General features: G+C 71.1%; 23 protein-coding genes and 1 tRNA gene. 11 read left to right on the forward strand and 13 right to left on the reverse strand.

Annotated elements, in window-relative coordinates:
* The first annotated feature begins 29 nt into the window (after nt 1-29).
* Nucleotides 30-1,142: a cyclophane-forming radical SAM peptide maturase AmcB gene (gene amcB / locus N8J89_RS03955; protein ID WP_283662996.1), complete on the forward strand. Its 1,113-nt coding sequence runs from the start codon at nt 30-32 to the stop codon at nt 1,140-1,142.
* A complete protein-coding gene (amcA, locus tag N8J89_RS03960; protein WP_283662997.1) occupies nt 1,111-1,311 on the forward strand; it encodes a multiple cyclophane-containing RiPP AmcA in 201 nt (66 codons plus the stop codon). Before amcB ends, amcA begins: the two co-directional genes overlap by 32 nt.
* Here the strand turns inward: amcA and N8J89_RS03965 are convergent.
* On the reverse strand, nt 1,308-1,973 hold the full coding sequence (locus N8J89_RS03965) for a pentapeptide repeat-containing protein (protein ID WP_283662998.1): 666 nt from the start codon (nt 1,971-1,973) through the stop codon (nt 1,308-1,310). The two genes, amcA and N8J89_RS03965, sit on opposite strands and share 4 nt — an antisense overlap.
* Before the next feature lie 189 nt (nt 1,974-2,162).
* On the opposite strand from N8J89_RS03965, the gene N8J89_RS03970 reads away from it, so the two are divergent.
* Complete coding sequence (locus tag N8J89_RS03970; protein WP_283662999.1) at nt 2,163-2,657, forward strand: hypothetical protein; 495 nt, start codon at nt 2,163-2,165, stop codon at nt 2,655-2,657.
* Nucleotides 2,658-2,934: 277 nt separating this feature from the next.
* Here the strand turns inward: N8J89_RS03970 and N8J89_RS03975 are convergent, their stop codons facing one another.
* The 3 genes from N8J89_RS03975 to N8J89_RS03985 all read right to left on the reverse strand — a co-directional run bounded on the left by N8J89_RS03975 (nt 2,935) and on the right by N8J89_RS03985 (nt 6,808).
* A complete protein-coding gene (locus tag N8J89_RS03975) occupies nt 2,935-3,693 on the reverse strand; it encodes a hypothetical protein (RefSeq protein WP_283663000.1) in 759 nt (252 codons plus the stop codon).
* Between the two features lie 47 nt (nt 3,694-3,740).
* Nucleotides 3,741-4,664 (reverse strand): ABC transporter ATP-binding protein, encoded by a 924-nt coding sequence (locus tag N8J89_RS03980; RefSeq protein WP_283663001.1) that lies wholly within the window; start codon nt 4,662-4,664, stop codon nt 3,741-3,743.
* Between the two features lie 122 nt (nt 4,665-4,786).
* Nucleotides 4,787-6,808, reverse strand: coding sequence for an acyltransferase family protein (locus tag N8J89_RS03985; protein ID WP_283666089.1), 2,022 nt, complete (start codon nt 6,806-6,808; stop codon nt 4,787-4,789).
* A gap of 256 nt (nt 6,809-7,064) precedes the next feature.
* Between N8J89_RS03985 and N8J89_RS03990 the strand changes: the two genes are divergently transcribed.
* The 3 genes from N8J89_RS03990 to N8J89_RS04000 are packed head-to-tail and all read left to right on the forward strand — an operon-like array spanning nt 7,065 to nt 9,447.
* Nucleotides 7,065-7,688 (forward strand): TetR/AcrR family transcriptional regulator, encoded by a 624-nt coding sequence (locus N8J89_RS03990; RefSeq protein WP_283663002.1) that lies wholly within the window; start codon nt 7,065-7,067, stop codon nt 7,686-7,688.
* Nucleotides 7,685-8,962 carry a nucleotide disphospho-sugar-binding domain-containing protein gene (locus N8J89_RS03995; RefSeq protein WP_283663003.1) on the forward strand — a complete coding sequence of 426 codons (1,278 nt, stop codon included), beginning with the start codon at nt 7,685-7,687 and terminating at the stop codon, nt 8,960-8,962. The genes N8J89_RS03990 and N8J89_RS03995 overlap by 4 nt, the downstream gene beginning before the upstream one ends.
* 11 nt (nt 8,963-8,973) lie before the next feature.
* Complete coding sequence (locus N8J89_RS04000) at nt 8,974-9,447, forward strand: DUF6653 family protein (protein WP_283663004.1); 474 nt, start codon at nt 8,974-8,976, stop codon at nt 9,445-9,447.
* A 1-nt stretch (nt 9,448) separates the two neighbouring features.
* On the opposite strand, the gene N8J89_RS04005 is transcribed toward N8J89_RS04000, so the two are convergent.
* The 4 genes from N8J89_RS04005 to N8J89_RS04020 are packed head-to-tail and all read right to left on the reverse strand — an operon-like array spanning nt 9,449 to nt 13,599.
* Complete coding sequence (locus N8J89_RS04005) at nt 9,449-10,699, reverse strand: glycosyltransferase (RefSeq protein ID WP_283663005.1); 1,251 nt, start codon at nt 10,697-10,699, stop codon at nt 9,449-9,451.
* A 50-nt stretch (nt 10,700-10,749) separates the two neighbouring features.
* Nucleotides 10,750-11,403 carry a TetR/AcrR family transcriptional regulator gene (locus N8J89_RS04010; protein WP_283663006.1) on the reverse strand — a complete coding sequence of 218 codons (654 nt, stop codon included), beginning with the start codon at nt 11,401-11,403 and terminating at the stop codon, nt 10,750-10,752.
* Nucleotides 11,404-11,446: 43 nt separating this feature from the next.
* Nucleotides 11,447-12,076, reverse strand: coding sequence for a TetR/AcrR family transcriptional regulator (locus N8J89_RS04015; RefSeq protein ID WP_283663007.1), 630 nt, complete (start codon nt 12,074-12,076; stop codon nt 11,447-11,449).
* The gene (locus N8J89_RS04020) at nt 12,073-13,599 is read right to left on the reverse strand and encodes an FAD-dependent monooxygenase (RefSeq protein WP_349497443.1); all 1,527 of its coding nucleotides are present in this window, start codon (nt 13,597-13,599) and stop codon (nt 12,073-12,075) included. Before N8J89_RS04020 ends, N8J89_RS04015 begins: the two co-directional genes overlap by 4 nt.
* Nucleotides 13,600-13,801: 202 nt before the next feature.
* On the opposite strand from N8J89_RS04020, the gene N8J89_RS04025 reads away from it, so the two are divergent.
* The 4 genes from N8J89_RS04025 to N8J89_RS04040 all read left to right on the forward strand — a co-directional run bounded on the left by N8J89_RS04025 (nt 13,802) and on the right by N8J89_RS04040 (nt 17,605).
* Entirely contained in the window at nt 13,802-14,443 is a 642-nt protein-coding gene (locus N8J89_RS04025) for an NAD-binding protein (RefSeq protein ID WP_283663008.1), read from the forward strand.
* Entirely contained in the window at nt 14,440-15,816 is a 1,377-nt protein-coding gene (locus N8J89_RS04030) for a TrkH family potassium uptake protein (protein ID WP_283663009.1), read from the forward strand. Before N8J89_RS04025 ends, N8J89_RS04030 begins: the two co-directional genes overlap by 4 nt.
* On the forward strand, nt 15,806-16,468 hold the full coding sequence (locus N8J89_RS04035; protein WP_283663010.1) for a potassium channel family protein: 663 nt from the start codon (nt 15,806-15,808) through the stop codon (nt 16,466-16,468). Before N8J89_RS04030 ends, N8J89_RS04035 begins: the two co-directional genes overlap by 11 nt.
* A 105-nt stretch (nt 16,469-16,573) precedes the next feature.
* On the forward strand, nt 16,574-17,605 hold the full coding sequence (locus tag N8J89_RS04040) for an ion channel (protein WP_283663011.1): 1,032 nt from the start codon (nt 16,574-16,576) through the stop codon (nt 17,603-17,605).
* A gap of 160 nt (nt 17,606-17,765) precedes the next feature.
* On the opposite strand, the gene N8J89_RS04045 is transcribed toward N8J89_RS04040, so the two are convergent.
* From N8J89_RS04045 to N8J89_RS04055, 3 genes are read right to left on the reverse strand one after another with little or no spacing between them, the layout of a single operon-like run.
* Nucleotides 17,766-18,572 carry a DUF3592 domain-containing protein gene (locus N8J89_RS04045; RefSeq protein ID WP_283663012.1) on the reverse strand — a complete coding sequence of 269 codons (807 nt, stop codon included), beginning with the start codon at nt 18,570-18,572 and terminating at the stop codon, nt 17,766-17,768.
* Nucleotides 18,559-18,798, reverse strand: coding sequence for a hypothetical protein (locus N8J89_RS04050; RefSeq protein ID WP_283663013.1), 240 nt, complete (start codon nt 18,796-18,798; stop codon nt 18,559-18,561). Before N8J89_RS04050 ends, N8J89_RS04045 begins: the two co-directional genes overlap by 14 nt.
* Complete coding sequence (locus N8J89_RS04055; RefSeq protein ID WP_283663014.1) at nt 18,795-20,009, reverse strand: cation:proton antiporter; 1,215 nt, start codon at nt 20,007-20,009, stop codon at nt 18,795-18,797. The genes N8J89_RS04050 and N8J89_RS04055 overlap by 4 nt, the downstream gene beginning before the upstream one ends.
* A gap of 351 nt (nt 20,010-20,360) precedes the next feature.
* Between N8J89_RS04055 and nhaA the strand changes: the two genes are divergently transcribed.
* Nucleotides 20,361-21,650, forward strand: a complete 1,290-nt coding sequence (gene nhaA / locus N8J89_RS04060; RefSeq protein WP_283663015.1) for a Na+/H+ antiporter NhaA — start codon at nt 20,361-20,363, stop codon at nt 21,648-21,650.
* 20 nt (nt 21,651-21,670) lie between these two features.
* On the opposite strand, the gene N8J89_RS04065 is transcribed toward nhaA, so the two are convergent.
* Together N8J89_RS04065 and N8J89_RS04070 are read right to left on the reverse strand one after the other, a co-directional pair.
* Complete coding sequence (locus N8J89_RS04065) at nt 21,671-23,314, reverse strand: CocE/NonD family hydrolase (protein ID WP_283663016.1); 1,644 nt, start codon at nt 23,312-23,314, stop codon at nt 21,671-21,673.
* A gap of 534 nt (nt 23,315-23,848) precedes the next feature.
* Nucleotides 23,849-23,931 (reverse strand) — tRNA-Leu (locus tag N8J89_RS04070).
* Nucleotides 23,932-23,948 lie beyond the last annotated feature (17 nt).

Raw genomic sequence — 23,948 nt, forward strand, 5'->3', positions numbered from 1 at the left:
GGTCCACGCACTGAACGTGAGAGGACACGATGGAGACCACCACCGCCGTTCCCTTTCTCAAGCCCACCAGCGTGATCATGCAGCCGACGACGCTGTGCAACATGGACTGCCAGTACTGCTATCTACCCGACCGAGCCAAGTCCCTGCGGATGCTTCCCGTCGTGGCGCAGGCCGTGGCCCGTGCGGTGGCCGACTGGGCCGACCGCGGCCCGGTGGACATCTGCTGGCACGGCGGGGAACCACTGGCCGCCGGCCGGGCCCATCTCCGAACGTTGGCCGACACCTTCGCCGGTCTCAACGTCACCCACACCGTGCAGACCAACGCCACGCTGATCGACTCCGCCTGGTGCGACTTCTTCGAGTCCCGCCAGATGCGGGTTGGCGTCAGCATCGACGGCCCGGCCACGGACAACCGGAACCGGACGTTCCTCAACGGCCGGGAGAGCTTCGACCATGCCGTCCGCGGCATTCGGCTACTCGTCGAACGCGGGTTCAGCGTGTCCGTGATCGCCGTGGTGCCCGACCCCACCCCGGAGCGCGCGCAAGCCCTCTATGAGTTCATCGCCGACCTGGGCGTGGCCTGGCTCGGCGTGAACATCGAAGAACGCGAGGGCGTCAACTCCCGCCGCACGGCTCCCCAGGCGATGCAGGTGGCTGAGTTCTGGGCCGCCCTGATCGCCGCCTGGCGGGCCGATCCCCGGGTCCAGCTGCGGGAGGCACAACGAGCGCTGGGGTTCGCCCGGAACCTGCTCACCGGCGGCATGCCGTCGGAACCTTCTGGCATCGATGTCCTGCCCACCGTCGCCTGGAATGGCGAGGTCACCCTGATCTCGCCCGAGCTGGCCGGCTTCCGGGATGACCGGCTCGGCAACTTCGCCTGCGGCAGCCTCCTGCACACCGAGCTGGACCAGCTGATCGAGGCTGGACCGGGGGCGAGGTGGGTGCAGGAGTTCGTCACCGGGGTGCAAGGGTGCCGCGCCGCCTGCCGCTACTTCCAGTTCTGCGGCGGCGCCCACCCGGCGAACCGGTTCTTCGAGCACGGCCGACTCGACGGCGGGGAGACCGACTACTGCCGCAACACCAAGATGGCCCTCGTGGAAGGAGTACTCCTTGCAGCACAACGACATCGCGTCCCTGGCTGATCAGCTGTTAGCGAACGCGGGCGGTCTGCTGGCCCTCTCCGAACCGCTGGCACAATCCCCGGACAGCAAGTTCGACAATCGCCCCACCTGGGACGACTGGGGAAAGAAGGGCGGGAGCCCGTTCAACAACGCACCCGCCTGGGACAACTGGGACAAGCGCAAGCGCTAAGAGCCGCGCACCGTCAACCCGGCCTCGGTCGCCAACTGCTCGGCGACCGAGGCCGCCTGCTCGCTGCTGATGATCGCTCCCCGGAGCGTGGCCAGCCCGTGGGCGCGGTCCAGGCGGGAGGTGCGCAGGTCGGCCCCCTCAGCCCTGGAGGCGGCGAACTCGGCCGCGGTCAGGTCACAGCCCAGGAAGACGACATTGGACAGGTCGCCGGTGATCGTGGCCTCGCGCAGCGAGCACCCGCGGAAGACGACGATGCCCTTCACCCGATCGACCGTGATTGTCGAGAGGTCCAGGCGGCAGTCGTCGATGAGCAGGTTGGCAGCCTGGCTCACATGGAGGCTCAGGCCGATGGCCTGGCACTGCCGCCACTCCACCCGTTGCGCGGTCACCTCGCCCAGGGTCCCGTTGGACAGATCGAGACCGCGGCAGCGGACATCGGTCATCTCCAGCGGGGCCAGATGCGCGCCGTTGAGGCTGACCTCCTCGACCACGGTACGAGTCAGCGAGCCTTCGCCGGTGACGTTGCTCTGGTCACCGCCGTGGAGGTGGGCGAACCGAAAGGTAACCTCCCCGCGGAACCCGGCGGGCTCGGGGGTGAGGTCGTCCAGGTCGATCGAGGGACGCTGAACGGTGTGGTCACTGGTCAGTTCCAAGAACTCCACCGTGTGACCCTACCCAGCACCGCGGCCGCTCCACGCCGACCACGGACCCAAGAGGAAGATCCGGCGTGGGTGAGCGCGTGCGGTAGCGGCACTTGCACATTGTTCAAGCGTGCCGCTATGGTCTGACTTGAACAATGTGCAAGTTCGGGCTTGGGGGTTGTTGTGGCGGCTTTGGCGGTGGTGGCGGTCGTGCAGGCGCTGCTGGCGGTGACGTTCTGGCTGATCCCGTTCGCGGGCGCGCGGCACGGGGCGGCGGCGCAGCGGGCGGCTGAGGGCGAGGTGGTGCGGCAGGGCTTCCCGGCCGCGGTGCTGACCGGGCGCGGGGTCGACTTCGGCGCGAGCGCGGCGAGCCTGGTGCTCGCGGCGTCGATCGGCCTGGCTTTCGCGGTGCTGGGTGCGCTCAACCTCGCCGGTGCGGACCTGGGCCGGATACTGACCTGGATCGCCCAGCCGATCATCCTGGTACTCGGCCTGATCGTCATGCCGGGCGAGATCTGGACGACCCGCTTCGTCGGCGCGGCCTTCCGGAAATCCGGCGATCCGGCGGTGCGCGACCTGGACGTCGGCTCGATGGTCGAGGCGGCGCGGCGGGCGTACCCGGCCTGGTTGCCTCTGGCGGTCATCACGCGGTTCGCGCTGGCCACGGCGGGTTCGGTGCTGGTGATGGTGTTGCTGCTGGTCTGACCGAGGCGGGAACTCGGTCAGACGCGGCGACTCAGTGTTCGGGCGTCTCAGTCCATCAAGTCGGCGGCTGGCAGGGGCGGGCAGGTCAAGTTGATGCTGGAGCAACTCGTGCGCATGAGCTGGGCGATCTTCTCCCGGCCGTGGGGACTCGGGTGGCCAGGTCGCTGCCAGGCGGCGAAGAACTGGTCGACGTCGGAGTCACGTCCCGGCTCCGCCTGAGGGCATCCCGGGTTGAGGCAGCCTTCCCACGCGGAAGGCTGCCTTGCCACGGGTGGATTCAACCGATGTCGCGGCGCTGGAAGGTGGTCACCGCTGCGGCGAGCAGCAGGACGCACCCTCCGGTGAGGGCGAGCATGCCCAGCAGGACCGACCCGGTCCAACCTACCTCCAGTGGCTGGGCGCCGAACGCCCAGTGGAACGGGCTGATTAGGCCAAGCAGCTTCGTGTCCACCAGCGGTGCCAATCCGCTGAGCAGAAAGCCGCCGAGCGCGACCCCGGTGCCCACGCCCAGGGCGAGGCCGTACGATCCGCTGGCAGCGCCCACGGCGAGGGTGAGCAGGCCGTGCAGCACGCCGAGTAGGGCCAGGGCGACTGTGCCCGCCAGCAGACGGGTGATGGGTATGTCCAGGCCAGTGGGTTCGCGCAGCGCCACCAGCACCACGCCGACCGCCCCAGCCAGCAGGGCGACTTCCGTGAGCACCGCCAGCGCGTGGGCTGCCAGGACCTGGGGCCGGCGGACCGGCTCGGCCAGGGCCATCGCCAGCACGCCGGAGCGCTCGAACGCGCACGGCAGCGCTCCCGCGCCGATCGCGGTGACCATGACCAGCAGCGGAGCGATCTTGGTGAAGATCTGCGAGGACACGTAGCCGGCCGGGGTGACCATGTCCGTGCCGAAGAAGGCGGTCAGCTGCGGGGGCAGCACAGCGGTGAGCGCGCCGAGCTGATCGCGCAGTGACGGGTACATCGCCAGTGCCAGCGTGCACATCGCGATCGCGCCCACGGTGAGGCCGAGCACGGTGTGGCGGCGCTCGTTCACGGCCAGACGGAACAGGTTCGGAATCACGCGGGAGGTCGTCGTGGCGTTCACCGGGTCACCTCCGCCGGACCGTAGTAGCGCAGGAACACGTCTTCGAGTTCAGTCTCCGGTGTGCGCAAGGACAGCACGCGGTACCCACTCAGGGCGCTGACCACCTCGGTGACTGGTCCCTCGACGGCGAAGCGCACCTCGGCACCGTCACTGTCCACAAGGGACACCGACGACAGGGCGAGTATCCGGTCGGTGAAGGCGGTCGCGCCGGAGTGGTCGGCGAAGGTGACCTCGAAGCGGTGGATCGCCCGCCCGAGCAGCACGTCGGTGCGTGCGCAGGCGACCAGACGACCCGCGCGCATGATGGCCACCCGGTCGGCGACCCGTTCGACCTCAGGCAGGGTGTGCGAGGAGAGCAGAATCCCGGTTCCGGCCGCGCGGATCTCGTCGATGATGGCGTGGAACTCCTTCTGCACCAACGGGTCCAGGCCGCTGATCGGCTCGTCCAGGACCGCCAGTCGGGGGGAGTGGGCCAGCGCGGCGATGATGCCGACCTTGCGCTTGTTGCCCGAGGACAGCGCGCGCAGCGGGCGGTCCAGCTCGACGTCCAGCCGCTCGGCCAGCTCGCGCGCTCGGGCCTGGTGCGGGCCGGGTGCGACCCGGCGGAGCGCGCGCAGGTGCTCGAGGTTGGCCAGGCCAGTGAGCCTGGGGTGCAACGCGAACTCCGCCGGCAGGAAGCCCACTCCGTGGTGTGCCCGGTGCGCCTGAGTCCAGGCGTCGTGGCCGAGCACGCTGGCTTGTCCGGCGGTGGGCCGGGCCAGTCCCAGCAACATCCGGATCGTGGTGGTCTTGCCCGCGCCGTTGGGGCCGAGGAAGCCCAGGACCTCACCCGGCGCGAGTTCCAGGTCCAGGTCCTCGACCGCGGTCAACGCGCCGAAGCGCTTGGTCAGTCGTTGTGCGCGCACCAGAGGGCCGCTCATGGCATACCCGCCCGCCTTCATCCGTCAACGGCCGCTCCGGGCGGAGCGGACCGTGCCGACCAGGCTTCCCGGCACACCGCTGACTACCTTGCCCTATGCGGACGTCCGTGGACAAGCGATGCTCATTCCAGAGCGCGGAGCATCTCCTTCTCCAGCACCGGGGACAGCGTGGTCATGAAGCTGGCCGTGGTGTGGTTGTGGTCCATGTACACCAGCACGTTGCCCACCACCGGCGGGCAGAGCTCAGCCGTGCAGTAGTAGTCGCTGAAGTCGATGAAGGTGACGTTGCCCGGGACGTCCGGGAGTTGGGTGTAGGGCGGGTTGGTGGCCAGGAGGGTGTCCCGGGGTGTGGCGCAGTCGGGGTGGTCGGGGCCGTGCTCGTAGGCGCACACGGCGGGGGAGAAGCCGAAGCGGGGGTTGTCGCGCACCGCCAGCACGCGGATGCCGGACTCGGCCAGCCTCTGCCACTGCGCCACAAAGCCCGGCGGGGTCTGTTCGGACAGGCCGGCACGCACGTCGCGGGAGGCCAGGGTGAGCACCGCGTCCGGACGCATGTCGACGATCTCCTCGGCCGCGGCGGCGTTCCAGTCGATGCAGGGCTGGTCACCCGGCATGGCATCGGCGTCGACGGAGAACGGGCACACCCCCTTGAGCATGACGATGACCTGCCAGTTCTGACGCTGTGCGATCGGACGGACCGCGGCGAGGTACTGCTGCATGTGCGAGTCGCCGATGACCACGATCCGGCGGGCGGGTTCGGCGATGCTGGAGGAGCAGATCTCCAGGTCCTCGTTGCGGGCCGAGCGGGTGCAGTCCATGTCGTCGGTGGTGGCCCAGTCCTGCTCCAGCGTGATCCGCGGCGGTAGCAGCACAGCGTCGTCCCTGCCTTGGTACTGGAACCCGGGGCTGTGGGCGAGGGCGCCGGGGTGGTCCTGGTCGCCGGGCTGGGCGTCCGGAGACGCCGCGCGCAGGCCGGCCAGCTGCCAGCCGCCGGCCAGGACGAGCACGATGGTGGTGAGCAGGGCGGCGAACCGGTAGGCGCCCCAACGGGTTCCGGTGACCATGCGGATCTCCCGAGCGGGCTCGGCGAGCAGGTGCTGGGTCAAGGCGGCGAGCAGCAGGGACACCGCGATGATGCCCAGCCCCTCGCGCCAGCTGACCTCGGTGATGCCCTGGTGCACCAGGTAGAGCACCAGGATCGGCCAGTGCCACAGGTAGAGCGGGTAGCTGAGGTCGCCCAGGTAGGTCAGCGGGCGGGAACCCAGCCAGCGGTCGGCGCCGAGCCGGCTGCCGGTGGCGCCCGCGATGAGCACCAGAGCGGCCGAGATCGTGGGCCACAGCGCGGCGTAGCCGGGGAACTCGCTGCCCACGTTGAGGATGACGCCGCAGCTGAGCAGACCCAGGACCCCGAGCCAGCCCAGGACGATCCGCAGCCCGCGGGCGAGTGTGATCGCGTTGATGCCCAGGGCCAGCAGCCCGCCGAGAGCGAACTCCCAGACGCGGGTGAGGGAGTGGAAGTAGGCCAGCGGCTGGTCGGTCGCGGTGAGCGCCACCGAGTACGCCAGCGAGGCCGCGCCGATCACCGTCAGTGCCCCGGCGACGTAGCGGCGCAGATCCCGGCCGTTCTGCACCGCGATCAGACCCAGCAACCCGATCAGCAACGGCCACACCAGGTAGAACTGTCCCTGGATGGACAGCGACCAGAAGTGTTGCGCCACACTGGCTACGTTGTTCTGTGCGAAGTAGTCCACGGAGTCCGCGGCCAGCTGCCAGTTCTCCAGGAACAACGCCGCCGCGACGATTTCCCGGATGGTCTGGAACCACCGGTCCTGGGGCAGGATGAGGATCGAGGCCACCGTGGTGGCGGCCAGCACGACGGCCGCCGCGGGCACCAGCCGGGTCAGCATGCGGCCCCACAGCGCGCCGAACCGGATCCCGCCCCTCTGCACCGCGCGCACCAGTTGGCCGGTGACCAGGAATCCGGAGAGCAGGAAGAAGATGTCCACGCCACCGGAGATCCGGTTCAGCCACACGTGATAGACCACGACCAAGCCGACCGCGAGCGCACGCAAACCCTGCAACTCAGCTCGATAGGGAGACGAGCCGAGTTCGCGATTGCGGGTGACTGAGCCGCTGGCGGGCATTGCGGCAGGTGCTCCGGACACGCGGGTATTGTGCCCCGCGAACCTGATGTGACGCTGAACTGGGCGGGCTGCGCGCTTGCCGACACTGGTGCCCGACGCGTCGCTCGTCCCGTATGGCTCCGACGGCCTGCCGTGGCTGGGTGCCGGCACCTTCCGTGGGTCTCACCGGCCGGCCGCGCCGGTCTGAGCAATCTTGACGCCGTCTTGACGGGAGACCTCTCGACGGTCGACTGAACAAATGTTTAGTATGCTGTTCATGCGTTCAGTCGACGATCTCACCGCGCGAGCCCGGATCCGAGAGGCCGCGCTGGCCCGCTTCGGCGCAGACGGCGTGGCAGGCACGAGCGTGCGCGCGGTGGCCGCTGACGCCGGGGTCTCACCCGCGTTGGTGCTGCACCACTTCGGGTCCAAGGACGGATTGCGGCAGGCCTGCGACGAGCACGTGCTCGCCCTCATCCGCTCCGGCGGCGAGGACGCCGAGCCGTCCGACCTCGGCGCGCTCGCGGAGATGCTGGACTCGGCGACCCCCGTCCGCCGCTACCTGGGCCGGGCGTTGCTGGACGGTTCGCCCGCCGCGGCGACGGTGTTCGCCGAGATCGTCGAGCGCACCGAGCGGTGGCTGGCCGACGGGCAGGCGCAGGGCTGGGTGCGGCCGACTGAGGATTCGCGGGCGCGGGCGGTGACCTACGTGTCCTGGCTGCTGGCCCCGCTGGTGCTGGGCGAGCAGGTGGGCAGGCTGCTCGGCGGTGACGTCGCCGAGACCGCGACCTCGGTGCGCGGCGCGCGGGCCGGGCTGGAGATGCTGACCCACGGGCTGTTCACCGACGACCGGTGGCTGACGGCGTTCACCTCGGTGGCCCGGACGGAGCGGGGCCGGTGAAGGCGTTCCTGGTCACCCACGGCACCCGCGGCGACGTGCAGCCCTTCCTCGCGCTCGCGGTCGCGTTGCGCGCCGCCGGGCACCAGGCGAGGCTGGCCGCGCCGGCCTCCTTCGCCGCGCAGGCGGCCGAGCACGGGGTGGACTTCGCGCCGCTGGACGAGGGGCCGAACCGGCTGCTGACGGATCCGGCGGCGCGGGAGGCCATCGAGACCGGCTACCGGGGCGTGCGGGGCAAGCTCGCCGCGCTGCGGACCCTGCGCCGGATCAAGCCGCTGATGTCGGCGGTGCTGCGCGATCTGGGCCGGGCCGCGTGGCGGGAAGCCGATGTGGTGGTGCACTCGCCGACGCTGCCCGCGCAGCACGTGGCCGAGCTGCTGGGTGTGCCCGCCGTGCTGGCGACCCTGCAACCGGGCTGGGTGCCCACCTCGCTGTTCCCGTGTCCGATGGTGCCGCTGCCCCGGCTGCCCGAAGCCCTGAACCGGGCCAGCTACCTCGCGGTCGCGGGCACGCTGCGCGCGCACGCCGGGGTGGCCAACGCCTGGCGCACCGAGCAGTTGGGCCTGCCCGTGCGGCGCGGCGGACACGACGTGCTGCACGAGGCTAACGGAGCGGATCGCCTTGTCCTGCAGGCATTCAGCCCGCACGTGACGCGCGTCGACCCGGCCTGGCCGGAGTCGGTGCGCACCACCGGGTTCTGGTACCTGCCCGCCGCCGGTTCCTGGTCACCGCCGGAGCGGCTGAGCCAGTTCCTCGACGAGGGTCCGCCGCCGGTCTACCTCGGCTTCGGCAGCATGGCCGGTCAGGCCCAGCGCACCGGGACGATCGTGGCCGAGGCCGTGCGCCGGGCCGGGGTCCGCGCGGTGCTGGCCACCGGCTGGGGCGGTATCGCCGCCGTCGAGGACTCACCCGAGGTGCTGGTGATCGAGGCGGCCCCGCACGACTGGCTGTTCCCGCGGATGAGCGCGGTGGTGCACCACGGCGGCGGCGGAACCACCGGCGCGGCGCTGGCCGCGGGCCGCCCGCAGGTGGTGTGCCCGTTCGTGGCCGACCAGCCGCACTGGGCGCAGCGGATGCACGCCGTCGGTGTGGCCCCGGCCCCGGTGCCCCAGCAGCGGCTCACCGCCGAGTGCCTGGCCGCCGCGATCACCGCGGCCGTCCAGGACGGGGACCTGGCCCGGCGGGCCGGGGAGCTCGGCCGCATGGTCCGCGCCGAGGACGGCGTCACCGCGGCGGTGCGGGCACTCGAAGAACACGTTGCGAGCCAAGGGAAGTAGGGGAGTACACAATGGACATCGCAGGAGCTGTCGCCGGTGCGTTCCAGATGGACGAGGAAAGCTGGCGGCGGCACGCGAACCCGTGGAGCGTGTGGACCCGGTTCGCCGCCCTCCCGCTCATGCTGCTGGCGATCTGGAGCCGCGTGTGGATCGGGTGGTGGTGCCTGCTCCCGATCGGCGCCGTGGTCATCTGGCTGTTCGTCAACCCCTCGGCCTTCCCGCCCGTGGAACACCCGCGGTCCTGGGCCGCCAAGGGGATCTACGGGGAGCGCGCGTGGGTGCACGAGCGCGATCAGGTGTCCCCGGAGCACCGCAGGGTGCTGCGGTTCCTGGTCGCTGCCGGCCTGTGCGGGTTCGCGTTGATCGCCTGGGGCCTGATCGCCCTGCGGCTGTGGCCGACGGTGTTCGGCACCACCGTGCTGATCATGGCTCAGCTGTGGCGTATCGACCGTTTCGTCCAGCTGTGGGAGAACTCCGCCCGCTGACTCAGCCACCGGCCAGCTCGTCCAGCACGCGCAGCACCCGCGCGGTCCCGGCCTCGGCGCGCACCCGCTCGCCGAGGACACGCGCCCGGTCACCGAAGCCGGGTTCGCCGACGGCCTGACGAATCCGCTCGGCCAGTGCGGGCGCGGTGAGGCGCTTGAACGGCAGCACGCCGGGGCTGATCCCCAGCCGGGTCAGCCTGCCCGCCCAGAACGGCTGGTCGAAGGCGACCGGCACCGGCACCGTGGACACCCCGGCGCGCAGCACCGCGCCGGTGGTGCCCGCCCCGGCGTGCTGCACGAGTGCGGCCATCCGGGGGAACAGCCAGTCGTGCGGGATGTCGCCGACGGTCAGCACGTCGTCCCCGGCCGCGGCCAACCCGGCCCACCCGGCCTGGATCACCGCGCGCACCCTGGCCTGGCGGGCGGCCTCGACCACGATCCCGGAGAGCCGCTCGCCCTCGCCGGAAGCCATGCTGCCGAGCCCGATGTACACCGGCGGTGGACCGGCGGCCAGGAAGTCGGCCAGTTCCGGGGACGGCCGCCACTCCGGCGGGATGGGCTGCCACCAGTAGCCCGCGACCTCCGCGCCCGGACGCCAGTCAGCCGGTCGCGGCACGATGAGTGGGCTGTAGCCGTGCAGGATCGGCCACCGCTCATCGGCCAGCATCGTGCGCCGGATGCGTCCGATGCCCACCGGTGGCAAACCGATCTCCCGGCAGAACCGCTTGAAGTCGGCGTCGAAGGGGGTCGGCGCGAACAGCACCGGCTTGTGCAGGTTCCGGTTGCCCCAGCGGCCGAAGGAACGGTCACCGAACAGGGGCAGCGGGAAGTCGCCGGTCGGCACGCTCGGCCACAGCTCCAGGCCCACCGTGGGGATCCCCAGCGCCTGACCGGCCAGGTAGCCGTGCATCATCGGCGCCCGCGCCAGCAACAGCACCTCCGCGCCCGCCGCCGCGGCGAGCACCGCCTGGCCCATGCCGATCATGAACCGCTTGCCGAGCCTGAGCTGGGCCGGGATCGCCCGCAGGGTGGCTCCCGCCTTGGTCCAGCGCTGCCCGTCGGCGGAGGCCATATCGGCCTTCATGTCCCCTGGCAGCGGCCGGAACGCCAGTCCGGCGCCGGTGACCAGCTCCGCCGAGGACTGCTGGGTGGCCACGGTGACCTCGTGCCCGGCCGCGCGCAGCCGGACCCCCAGGCCGACGAAGGGCGCGACATCGCCACGGGTGCCCACGGTCATGATCACAACTCGCATCGGGTCCTCCAGGAAAGGTGCGGGGCGCGGAGGACGGCGCCCTCCGCGGTTCAGCTGTCCGGCACCTGGCTGGGCGGATCGGTGACGTAGCGGAGGTAGGAGTCGAGCAGGCGGCGCTCGGTGAGCAGCCCGTCGGTGTAGATCTCCAGCGCGGGCAACGTGATCGTCTCCGACAGCGCCCGCACCGACTCGGCCGGCCCGGCCTCGCCCGGCGGGTTCAGCCGCAGGTGGACCAGCAGCGCGCCGACGTTCTGCAGCACCAGCAACCGCGCCCGCGCGGCCGGATCCCGGCTGGGCCGCACCTGGCCCTGCGCCTGCGCGTGGTCGAGGTGCCGCCGGACGTCGGCGATCATGTCCGCCAGGAACGCCGTGGCCAGCTCACCACCGGCGAGCAGCGCCTGCACGACGTAGGCGACGAGGACCGCGTCGCGCGCCGCGGTGAGCCCGCCGAGGAAGTCCGCGGGACTCCGGCCGGTGATCGCCGGGGTGTCCCTGACCGACCGCAGCACGTGCTCGTCACACGCCGCGCGCAGCGCGTCCTTGGATCCGAAGTAGTGGATCACCAGAGCCGGGCTGACGCCCGCGGCGGTGGCGATGGACCGGACGGAAGCGCCGAAGCCCTGCGCGCCGAAACAGCGCACTGCCGCGTTCCGGATGCGCTCGACCACCGCGGCCCGTTCCGGATCCGCCTGCTCGGTTTCCACGCTGAACAGGTTAAACACGTGTTCAACGAGTTGGCAAGGGTGCTCAGTCCGGTAGCAGGCCCGCCTGCCGATAGACGGCCTCCAGGTAGCGGAGCGCGGTGCCGGCATCGAGGGGCTCGGGCTGGATCACCCGGTACATCACCGCGCCGACCATCATGTCCATCAGGACCTCCAGGTCGGCCTCCGGCGCCAGCAGGCCTTCTCGCTGGGCGCGCTCCAGCAGCAGCCGGGTGGCGCGCCGCCGGGGCAGCACGTAGTGCTCCCAGTAGGTCGCCATGATCGCCGGGTGGGTGCGGCTGGAACCGTAGACCTGGGCGATCAGGCCGTGGAAGTGCGGTTCGGCCAGGGCCGCGGCCGCACCGGGCAGCAGTGCGCGCACCAGCTCGGGCACCGGCAGGTCGGCGAAGTCCGCGGCGGTGGGCTCGGGGATGCCGGCCCGTGAGGTCTCGATCGCCGCGGCGATCAGCTCTTCCTTGCCTGCCCACCGCCGGTAGACGGTCAGCTTGCCGACCCCGGCCTGCCGGGCGATCGCCTCGATGGAGGCGCCCTCCACGCCGCGTTCGACGAACAGCTCCAGGGCTGCCCGCAGGATGGCCGCGTCGGTCTCCGGCGCGCGGGGCCTGCCGCGGCCCCGCCTGCCGTTGTCCGTGGTGTTCGTCTCCGGTGCGCTCATCCTGCCCTTCCGTGCCGCAACGCGGTGTCCAGCCATCGTCGCAGGCCGCCGGAGCCGGGGTCGCCGCGCCAGGCCAGGTGTGCGTCCGGGCGGACCAGCCACACCTGCCCCGCCGGGACCTCGGCGCAGACCAGGTCGTGGACGCGGTCGCCGAGCAGGTGCCGCGCGGCGGCCGCGGGCGCGGCGGCCGCCGTCCCCGAGCCCAGCACCGCCCAGTGGTCGCCGAGCTCGGCGTGCAGCCGGGTCGCGTTCCCCGCGCGCCGACAGCTCAGGTCGGGCACGCGGTCACCGGGCCGGGGTCGCGCGCCGAAGCGGTTGCCCGGTCCGGCCAGCGGGCCGCGCCGGTAGGAGACCCACAGCTGGGCGGCCAGCGCGGTGGCCCAGCGCTGGACCGGGGGCAGGTTCACCACCGGCGACATGATCCGCTCCCGGAGGAAGCGCACCAGCGCGTGGTCGCTGGTCTGCAACCGGGTGTTGGCGGTGGTGCGCTTGAGCACCTCGGTGGCCAGCGGCCGCCGCTCGGCCTGGTAGGTCTCCAGCAGGGCCTGCTCCGCCCGTCCGCTGGCCACCAGGGCGAGCTTCCAAGCCAGGTTCTCCGCGTCGCCGATGCCGGTGAGCATGCCCTGTCCGCCCAGCGGGCTGTGGATGTGCGCGGCGTCCCCGGCAAGCAGGATCCGCCCGCTGCGGTAGGTCTCGGCCAGCCGCCGGTGGATGCGGAACACCGAGGCCCAGGCCGCGTCGCGGATCCGGATGCCGGTCATGCCGGTGCGGTGGGGGAGCAGTTCGCGGAAGCGGTCGAGGATCTCCGCCTCGCCGAGCTGCCCGGGGGCCGCGCCGGGCAGGTAGGTCATCAGCCGCCACAGGTCCTCCGCGCCGCCGACCTCGCGCATGGGCAGCGCGCCGATCACGCCGTCGCGGTGCAGCCACACCACGGTGCCCGCGCGATCGGAGCCGGGCCAGTCGATGTGCACGTCGGCGAGCAGCCAGGAGTCGGCCACCGGCGCACCGGGGAAGCCGATCCCGGCGACCTTGCGCACCGTGCTGTGCGCGCCGTCGCAGCCGACCACCCAGCCCGCGCGCACTGCCTGCCCGTCACCCAGCGTCGCGGTCGCCCCGTCGGCGTCCTGGGTCACCGCGGTGACCGGCGTGTCCCACTCGACCTGCCCGCCGAGCTCGGCCAGCCGGTCGCGCAACCGCGCCTCGATGGTGGCCTGCGAGGCCAGCAGCGCGGGGCGGGCGGTGCCGAGCCCGACATCGCCGAAGCGGACCTGGCTGATGGTCCGCTCGCCGAGCTTGACGGTGATGCGCAGCGCCGTGACCGACTGCTGGGGCAGGTCGCCAAGAGCGCCCAGCCGGTCCAGCACCTCCACGCCGCGCGCGTGCAGGATGTTCGCCCGCGAGGTCGCCGCCGGCCCCTGCGCGCCGTCGAGCACGCGCACCGAGACGCCGTGCGCGCGCAGCCCGCAGGCCAGGGTGAGTCCGGTCGGCCCGGCCCCCACCACAAGCACTTCCGTCGAGTCCACGATGCCCCCTGATTTATTAACGAAACGTAACCGATAACAAATTAATGCGATGCGACCCCGGTGTCCACCGCACAGCAGGGTCGAGGTGTCGCGTATGCGGCAGTCGCGGCGTCCGGCTAAGGTGACGCCGCTCAGGTTCACTGGTGTGCCGGGAAGTCTGGTCGGCGGTCGATCGTCGTGTCCGCAGACCGGGAGGCGCACCGTGCCTGGCCACACCATCCTCATCGGCTACACGGCCACCGGGCGCTACGCCGCGTCCGTGCTTGCGGCCGACAGGCAACAGTCCGGCCTTGTTGTCGTGGATCACGACGCGGCCCGCCTGGCCCTGGCTGAAGCCGACGGGGTCAGGCCAGTGCTCGGCAACGGCAGCGAGGAGGCGGTGCTGCACTCGGCGATGATCGGCACAGCCACGCACGTGGTGGTGACCATGCCCGAGGATTCAGAAGTCGCCCGTATTACGCGGGCCGCACGCGATCTGAACCGTTCGGCGGTGATCACCGCTGCGGTGCACGACCCCCGGTGGCGCCAGGCGCTGTTGGTTCTGGGAGCCGACCAGGTCCTGGTGACGCAGCAGGTAGTGGGGTCACTGCTGGGCATGTCCGTGCTGCGTCCGGATCAACCGCCCGGTGTGCAGCGAGTCCTCACCGGTGTGTGGATGGGCCTGGGCATCACCGAGCGGCCGGTGCGCCGCACCGAGATCGACCGGCCGGCCACCGAGTGCGGTCCGCTGGTGCTGGCGGTGTGCCGCGGCGGTAGTCGTCTCTGGCTCAACCACCCACAGGCTTCGCCGCTGCGAGCCAGTGACCGGTTGTTGGTGCTGCGTCCCGCGAGGGGGCCCACGTGAGCCTACGCGGCGCTCTGGGGGCGTTCTGGCGAGCACGCGCGCCTCGCTGGAACCACCCCGCCAGACTGGTGGTGCTCGCCTTCGGCGCGGTGACCGTGCTCGGCACGATCCTGCTCGCCCTGCCCATAGCCGCCGCCAACGGTGCGGCGACCAATCTGGTCAGCGCCCTGTTCACCGCGGTGTCGGCGATCTGCGTCACCGGTCTGATCGTGGTGGACACCCCGACGCACTGGTCGAGTTTCGGTGAGGTCGTCATCCTCGCCCTGATCCAGGTCGGCGGCTTTGGGATCATGACCCTGGCCTCGCTGCTGACACTGCTGGTGTCCCGGCGGATCGGGCTGCGGTTGCAGCTCACCGCCCAGGCCGAGACCAAGGCACTCGGACTCGGCGACGTCCGCAAGGTCATCGGCGGCGTCATCGTGGTCGGTCTGGCCATAGAGATCGTGGTCGCCGCCCTGCTGGCCCTGAGGTTCGCCACCGGCTACGACGAGCCCCTCGGCCGCGCGCTCTACCTGGGGATCTTCCACGCGATCTCGGCTTACAACAACGCAGGGTTCGCCCTCTACACCGACAGCCTCGTCGGGTTCGCCACCGACCCGCTGGTCTGCCTGCCGATCCTGTTCGCGGTGATCGCCGGTGGGCTGGGTTACCCGGTGCTGTTCGAGGTCGGCCGCCGGTGCCTGCGTCGGGGACGGCACCGCTGGTCGCTGCACACCAAGATCACCGTGCCGGTGTACTTCGCGCTGCTGGTCATCGGCGCCGCGGCGGTGCTGGCCTTCGAGTGGGGCAACACCGCCACGCTGGGCAAGCTGGACCTGCACCACAAGCTGCTGGTCGGACTCTTCCACGGCGTCATGCCCCGCACCGCCGGGTTCAACAGCCTCGACGTCAGCCAGCTGGAACCGGCCACCCTGCTGATCAACGACATCCTCATGTTCATCGGTGGTGGCAGCGCGGGCACCGCGGGTGGGATCAAGGTCACCACCTTCGCGCTGCTGGCCTACGTCATCCTGGCGGAGATCCGGGGCGAGCCGACCGTGCACCTGATGGGCCGCAGGCTCAGCGCCGCTGTGCAGCGACAGGCGCTGACCGTGGCGCTGCTCGGCGTCGGCGCGGTGACGGCGGCCACGGTCGTGCTGTTGTCGATCACCAGCTTCCCCCTCGACGACGTGCTCTTCGAGGTCACCTCCGCCTTCGGCACGGTGGGGCTGTCCACTGGTATCACCGCGCAACTACCGGTCACCGGACAGCTGGTGCTGATCGCCCTGATGATCATCGGCAGGCTCGGTCCGATCACCCTGGCCTCCGCTCTCGCCCTGCGCGAACGCGCGCGTCGTTACGAGCTGCCCGAGGAGCGTCCCATTGTCGGATAAGCGGAACACCCGCGTGGTGGTGATCGGCCTCGGCCGCTTCGGCAGTTCCCTGGCCGTCGAACTCACCCGCCGCGGCTCGGACGTGCTGGGCATCGACTCCGATCCCCGACTGGTGCAGCGCTACGCCGATGAACTGACCCACGCCGTGGTCGCCGACACCACCGACGGCGAGGTCATGCGCCAGCTCGGGGTGAACGAGTACCAGCGTGCCGTGGTGGCCATCGGCACCGACCTGGAGGCCAGCATCCTCACCACCTCGCTGCTGGTGGACTTCGACATCCCGGCCATCTGGGCCAAGGCGGTCAGCCGCCAGCACGGGCGGATCCTGGAGCGAATCGGCGCCCACCACGTGGTGCTGCCCGAACACGAGATGGGGGAACGGGTGGCCCACCTGGTGACCGGGCGGATGCTCGACTACATCGAGTTCGAGGACGACTACGCGATGATCAAGACCCTGGCGCCGGAGGAAGCTGTCGGTATGCCACTGGGGGAAAGTCGCCTGCGCAGCAAGTACGGGGTCACCGTGGTCAGCGTGAAGCGTCCCGGCAGCGGTTTCACCTACGCCACCGCCGAGACCGTGATCCGCCCGGACGACGTCCTCATCGTGGCCGGCCGCACGGCCGACGTCGAGCGCCTGGCCAACCAGATGTGACACCTCAGAAAACCGGGGCGAACTGGGCGGAACCGATTCCACCGCGTCCCCGCGCTGCCTAGACTTCTGCGGCCCCGTCCCCTGCGACCGACTGTGGGAAGCACCGTGCCGCTGTTCCTGTACCGGCTGCTCGCCCGGCTGGCTTTCCTCACCAGCTGGGCGACCCCGGCCGCGGTCATCGTGTTCGTCTTCGGCACCAGCTGGCCGTTGATGGTGGTGGCCGAGCCCGCGGGCAGCGAGCTGGTCCAGCCGGCGAACTACTGGTGGTACTTCGTGGTCACCGCGGCCACCGTCGGCTACGGCGACTTCTACCCCGAGACAGGGTGGGGGCACTTGGTCGGGGCCTACGTGATCATCGGCGGCATCGTGGCGCTGACCACCGTGTTCACCAAGCTCGCCTCGGTGCTCGAACAAGCGAAGGGTCGTCGGATGCAGGGCAGGAACACCGTGCACGCCAGTGGTCACATCGTGCTCCTGGGCTACACGCCGGGACGCACCGAGCGCATCGTCGAACAGGTGCTCGCCGACGACGACCACCACCTGGTGCTGTGCGCGACCGGGGAGGTGACCACCCACCCGATGCCCAGGCCCGGCATCGACTTCGTCCGCGGCGACCTCGCCGACGAGGCGGCGCTGCGGCGGGCCGGCGTGCACCGCGCCGCGGCGGTGCTCATCGACGCCCACGACGACAACGAGGCCCTGGCCGTCGCCGTCGCGGTGGACCACCTGGAAACGACCGCGCACATCGTGGCCGCCCTGCGGGACATGGACCGCACCGCGCTGCTGCACTACGTGGACCAGAACATCCACTGCGTGCCCTGGCACACCCCTCGGATGATCACCGAGGAGCTCACCGCTCCCGGTATCGCCGAGGTGTACGCCGAGCTGATGGCCCACAACGGCGCGAACACCTACTCGATCCGGGTCCCGGCGGAGCTGGGACCGGTGCCGATCGAACAGTGCCAACTGGCTCTCGGCCGCCAGCACGGCGCCACCGTGCTCGCGCTCCGCGGCAGCGACGGCCGGCTCGTGGTCAACCCGAGCTGGCAGAGCGCCGCGCCGCCGGGCTCGGTGCTGTACTACATCAGCCCGAACCGGCTGTCCGCCCGCCAGTTCGGTGCGGCGCTGGGCCGCTAGTGTCCCGAGTCGGACGTTCGCCAGCGGTATCGACAGCCCAGCTTCCCGCTGACCGCACCGCAGGGAAGCCCACGTACAACCCGGTACGAGGGCTTCCCTGCGGCACGCCCAGCGGAAACCTGGACCGCCGATACCGCCACCGAACTTCCGACTCGGGACACTAGTCAATCGAGCGCGGCTTGGCTGCGGCCAGCACCGGCCCCTGGACGAACAGGACGGTCAGACGCCTGCGGCTGCCGCCGACGAGAACCGGCCCGAGGACGATCTCGCGCGGTATCGGCAGCATGACGGGCCGGGTCATCACGATGGTCTGCCGACCGTCCGCCGGGTCGTCGAACTGGATGGTGACTACGCGGCTGCGGACGGTCACCGCACGGCCCGGCCGCCAGCCGCTCCGCCGGAGGGCGCGTGCGCGGCGGCGCCACCGGCCGTACCCGATCGCCCCGGCCACGGACAGGGGAGTGCCCAGCACGAAGGCGATGACCATCGGGATGAAGGCCCAGAAGGGGTCGTTGGGCACGCCGGGGGCACCGATTCGTTCCGGGTCGTCGCGGTCGTAGAACACGGTGATCTCATCGCCCGGGTTCAGGACGGGGCTGCCGTCGTTGAGGTTCATCGAGCGCACCCGTTCGGTTCCGTCGACGGCGAACCGCACCTCGATGGAGTCCGGCACGCCTCTGACGAACCCCTGGCGCACTTGGACCACGACGCCCGGCACGCGCACGCCGGTCGCCTCCAGGCCGGCGGCCCGGTCCTCCAGCACCGTGGCACCGGTTATGAAGCCGACGACCAGTGCCAGGCCGGACAGCAGCATCAGGCCACCCCGCACCCGCAGCCGCCGGACCGCGCGGGTCGCCACCTCCGGCCGCACCCGGTACTCCGACGGCCTGATGAGGTCGTCCAGACCGCGAATCGCGACGGTGTGCAGCCGCAGCCGCCGGATGTCGCTGAGGTCAGCCTCGATCACGCTGGCTCCTGGACACCAGTTCCTGCCGCAGGACCCAGGCCAGTGCGGTGGCGAAGACGACGATGCCCGCGGCGTCCAGCCAGTGGTTCGCGATGCTGCCATCCAGGAAGAGCGCCGCCCAGCCCAGCACGGCGACGCAACGAGCACCCCGGTGCCGGGACGGGATCAACGCCAGGCTGAGCATCACCACCAGGCCCAGCAACAGCACGATCGGCGCCGGAGTCATCGGTCCGCTGCCGCTGGTGCGGTGGTCTCGGTGTGGCCGGTGGGCAGGGTGTCGGGTGGTTCGATTCGCAGTGCCCTGGCCACCGGCACGTCGGTGGAGGAGTGCAGCACGATCGAGAGCGCGATGGTGATGGCCACCAGGTCGAAGACATGTTCCCCGGCCGGGATTCCGGCCTGTAGGGCGAGCAGGCCGTAGATGACCGAGGCGAAGCCCTTGGGGCCGAACCAGGCCGCGGCGCTGCGTTCCCTGGCCGGCAGCGGGGTGCGCAGCAGCGAGAGCAGCATGGCCGCGGGCCGCACCAGCAGGATCGCCAGCACCGCCACCGCCCAGTCGCCCACGCTCAGGTGGGAGATGCGTTCCGGGGTGATCAGCGCGCCGAAGACCAGCAGCGCGGCGAACTTGGTGATCTCCGAGAGCAGGTCGCCGAGCGGTTCGAATCGTTCCGCCGCAAGGTGATCCAGGGTGGCCAGGGTCGCCCCGGCGGCGAAGGCGGCCAGGTAGGCGTTGGCGTGGGTGAGGTGGCAGACGGCGAAGACGATCACTCCGGCGGCCAGTGGGCCCAGGGCGTGCAGGCGGGGTTCGGCGGTGAGCAGGCGCAGCCGCCAGGCCAGGGCGATCACCGCGGGCACCGCCACGCCGATGGCCAGGCCCAGCCCCAGTTCCAGGCCGATGGTGGCCCAGTTGGCCTCCCGGTTGGCCGCGGTGGCCAGGAAGATCAGCACGAAGGGCAGCGCGAGGCCGTCGTTGAGCCCGGACTCGACGTTGAGCAGGCGGCGCAGGCGCAGCGGGACGTCGGTGCGGCCGACGATGGCGGAGGCGAAGACCGGGTCGGTGGGGGAGAGGATCGCGCCGAGCAGCAACGCCGTGGGCCAGTCCAGTCCGGCCAGGTAGTGCGCGGGCACCGCGATGCCGATCATGGTCAGCGGCATGCCAAGGCCGAGCGCGCGACCGGACAGGCGCCAGCCTTCGCGGAGTGCGCGCAGGTTGGCCCGGCCGCCGTCGGTGAACAGCACGGTGAACAGGGCGATGTCGGCCAGCACGGTGACCATGGGTGAGTTCGGTGCGATCTCGACCCAGCCGAGAACGCCCTGGCCGAGCAGGGCTCCGGCGAGCAGGAACAGCAACGCGGTGGACAGGATCGTGCGCGCGGCGACCCCGGAGAGGGACACACTGATCAACAGGACCACACCGAAGGCGAGCACCAGCGCCATGCGGAAACCCCAGTCTCCTTGATCCGCCATCCCGTTGTCGGGGGCGGATGCCGACCAGACTTCCCGGCGCACCGCGCGCAAAGATGCCGTAAACGCGACCGAAGGGCAAACCGGTTCGCCCAATCGGACAATGACCGAGCTGAACGGCGGGGATCCACTGCGGAGCCGGGATCGTCCGGTTAGGGTTGTCGCAGCGAGGCGATGCCTCGTGGTGTGCCGGGAAGTCTGGTCGGCGAGCCGTGTTCGCCGTCCCCGGGAGATCGCCGTGCCCACACCCGCCTCACCTACCGCTGAAGTTCTGTTCACGCGGCTCTTACGCACTGATCGACCACACCCACGCCGGGGAGTTCCATGTCCGACGGCACCAGCCGCCATGTCCGCGTGTTCAGCCGGGCGTCCTGGCCAGAGGTCGAACGGGTCCGGGAGATCCTCCGCAAGGAAACCGTGGGCGGGGCGCTGCTGCTCGTCGGCGCGGTACTCGCCCTGGTCTGGGCGAACTCGCCGTGGGCGGAGTCCTATGCGGCCCTGCGCGAGATCGAGCTCGGGCCGGCCGCGTTGCACCTGGACCTGCCCCTGCACGCCTGGGCCGCCGACGGCCTGCTGGCGATCTTCTTCTTCGTGGCCGGGCTGGAGCTCAAACGCGAGTTCGTCGCCGGGGACCTGCGTGACCCCCGGCGGGCCGCGGTCCCGGTCGCGGCCGCGGTCGGCGGCGTGCTCACCCCGGCCCTGATCTTCACCGTGACCAATCTGGGTGACGCCTCGGCCTTGCGCGGCTGGGCGGTCCCGACCGCGACCGACATCGCCTTCGCCCTGGCCGTGCTGGCGGTGATCGGGCACAACCTGCCCTCGGCGCTGCGTACGTTCCTGCTCACCCTGGCGGTGGTGGACGACCTGATCGCGATCGTGATCATCGCCGTCTTCTACACCCAGCAGCTGTCCGTGCTCCCGCTGCTGCTGGCGCTGATCCCGTTGGCCCTGTTCGGTTTCCTGGTGCAGCGCCGGGTGCGCTCGTGGTGGTTGCTGCTGCCGCTGGCCGCGGTGACCTGGGCGCTGGTGCACGCCTCCGGGGTGCACGCCACCGTGGCCGGGGTGCTGCTGGCCTTCACCGTGCCGGTCATCCGCCGCTACGGCGAGGGGCCTGGGCTGGCCGAGCACTTCGAGCGCCGGTTCCGGCCGATCTCGGCCGCGGTGGTGGTGCCGGTGTTCGCCTTCTTCGCCGCCGGGGTCACCCTCGGCGGCCTGGACGGCCTGCGCACCTCGCTGTCCGACCGGGTGGCCCTGGGCATCATGGGCGGGCTGGTGCTGGGCAAGGTCGTCGGCATCACCCTGGCGACCTTCCTGGTCTCCCGGTTCACCCGCGCCGAGCTCGACGACGACCTGTCCTGGCTCGACGTGATCGGCTTGGCTCTGCTGGGCGGGATCGGGTTCACCGTCTCGCTGCTGATCGGCGAGCTGGCCTTCGACGGCACCGCACACGCGGAGAGCACCAAGGTGGCCATCCTCGCCGGGTCGGTCCTGGCCGCGCTGCTGGCTACGGCGGTCCTCATGGCGCGCAACCGGGAGCACCGCCGGATCTGCGCGGCCGAGGAGGTCGACTCCGACGCCGACGGCATTCCTGACGTGCATGAGAACGACAGGTAGCGCCCGGCCCGGGGTGAAGCTCAGCGCTGGGCGTCAGGGCCGCCGGCCACCGGCAGCACCACCGCGGACGGGTGGCCGGGATCGTGCAGGATCTCCTGCTCGGCCGGGCGCAGCGTGGTCGTCTCGGCCAGTGGTTCGCCGGTGCCGGGGTTGCGGATGTGCCGGGGGTGGGCGCCGCTGGCGACCTGGACCCGGATGCGGTGGCCCCGCCGGAAGACGTGCCCGGCCGGCCACAGTCTGATGTGGACGGTCCGCACCCCGTGCTCGTCGGCTGCCGGATCGCCGGGGCGCAGGCGCAGCAGGCCGTCGCAGAGGTTGGTCGAGCGGCCGCGGGGATGGACGTCGCACAGCCGCACCGAGAAGTCGGTGCAGGCGTTGCTGGAGCGCACGTGCAGGGTCGCGGTGACCGGACCGGCCACGGTGAGGTCCTCGGTGAGTGGGGGACCGGTGAAGGTCAGCACGTCCGCGCGGGCCTCCAACGGGCGGTTGTCCTTGGGGCCGGGGCGCAGTCCGACGATCGTGCCGCCCAGGCTCGGCGTGGGGTCGGCCGGGTCGTAGTGGTAGGTCGAGGGATCGGACTCCGGCGCGGGTTCGGTGCGCAGACCGCCGTGCGGGTGCAGGTACCAGGTGGTGGGCTGGTGCGGTGGCGGCCAGTCGGCGTGGGTGACCCACCGGTTCGCGCCGCCGAGGTGCAGCGCGACCGGGGCGGGCGGCAGGTGGTCGGCTCCGGTGAACGCGGTGTCCAGAGTTGCCAGTGCCTCGCGCAGGTAGTGCCGGGTCAGTGAGCCCTTGCCGTGTCCCCAGGGGCCGATGAGCAACCGGACCCGGCGGCCAGTGGCCCGCAGGGCGGCGTGGTCGGCGAGCATGCCGGGCAGGAAGAAGTCGTGCCAGCCGCCGGACAAGTGCACCAGCGGCGGCATGTTCGCCACGTTGGCCCGGTGGTCCATGCCTGCCCAGTACTCGTCGAAGGTCTCGTGGGTGATCCACTGCTGGAAGTGCCGGACCCGGCGTCCGGCGACCGCGTGATCGGCCTCGCGCACCGGCAGCGCGTCCACCGCACGGGCCAGGACGCGGCCGCCGGTCAGCTGTCCGGCGAGCTGACGCCACAGCGAGCCGCCGGAGTCGAACATGGTCTCGGTCAGCTGCACCCAGGCCAGCGCGTTGCCCAGGGCGAAGGCGCCACCGGGATACATGAAGCCGTGGTAGAACTCCGATGGCGCGTCCTGGATGACCGCGGCCTTCCACTCCGGGACCGGTGTGGCCGCGAGCTCCCACTGGGCGTAGCCGAGGTAGCTGGCGCCCCAGGTGGCGAACATCCCGGGAAACCAGGTCTGCCGGCGCAGCCAGTCCACAGTGGACGGACCGTCCGGCTGGTGCATGGTGAACCCGTCGAAGTTCCCGCCGGAGCCGCCGGTGCCACGCAGGCTCTGCAGCAGCACCTGGTACCCGCGTTCGACGATGAGACCGGCGGCCAGGTCGTTGGCGCTGCCCCGGCCGTAGGGGCTGCGGATGAGCACCAGCGGCGCGTCGGGACGATCGCGCGGGTGGTAACGGTCGGCCAGCAGCACCACGCCGTCGGCCATGGGCACCTCCACCGCCCGCTGGATGACCATGCGGCAGGGATGGGCGGGACGCAGGCCGAGCACACGGCTGAGAACGGTCATGGTGTGCGAGATGTCCTTCCAGGACAAGGGTCAGGGCAACGCCGACCAGACTTCCCGGCACACCGGAAGTCACCGTAGTGGAAGTTCGGAAGTTTCTGAAGAGTGCGGAAGCTTCGGCTGGTCCGGGCACCCGGTTCGCCGGGACGATCGATGTGCACTCCGTCCTCGACGGCGCCCGACTGGGTGCGCCAGCTGAACCTCAACAGCGCCGGTCCCATCCCGCGCGTCGGTGATCCGATCACGGTCTTCGTCGATCCCGGTGACCGAGAGCGGATCGCCGCGCCGGAGATCCCAACGATCCCGGGGTGGGCTGTCGACACGAGCAGGCCAACGGCATCCAGGCCGAGACCGGAAAGCGAACGTTCCCAGCTGTGCTCGTGATCGGGAGAGCAGTACCGGCACCGACGAGCGTTCCGCCAAGCATCTGATTGGCTGCGAACTGCTTGTTCATCACCGCAGGTGGACTAACCGCTGGTCACAGCGGTATCGTGGATTGCATGAACACCTGCCTTGTGCAGGCATGCGACATTTTTGTGTCCGAGGGGGGACTTGAACCCCCACCCCCTTTCGGGGACTAGCACCTCAAGCTAGCGCGTCTGCCATTCCGCCACCCGGACCGGTGGTGACCCCCTGA

It is taken from the genome of Crossiella sp. CA-258035, assembly GCF_030064675.1.
Classification (GTDB): domain Bacteria; phylum Actinomycetota; class Actinomycetes; order Mycobacteriales; family Pseudonocardiaceae; genus Crossiella.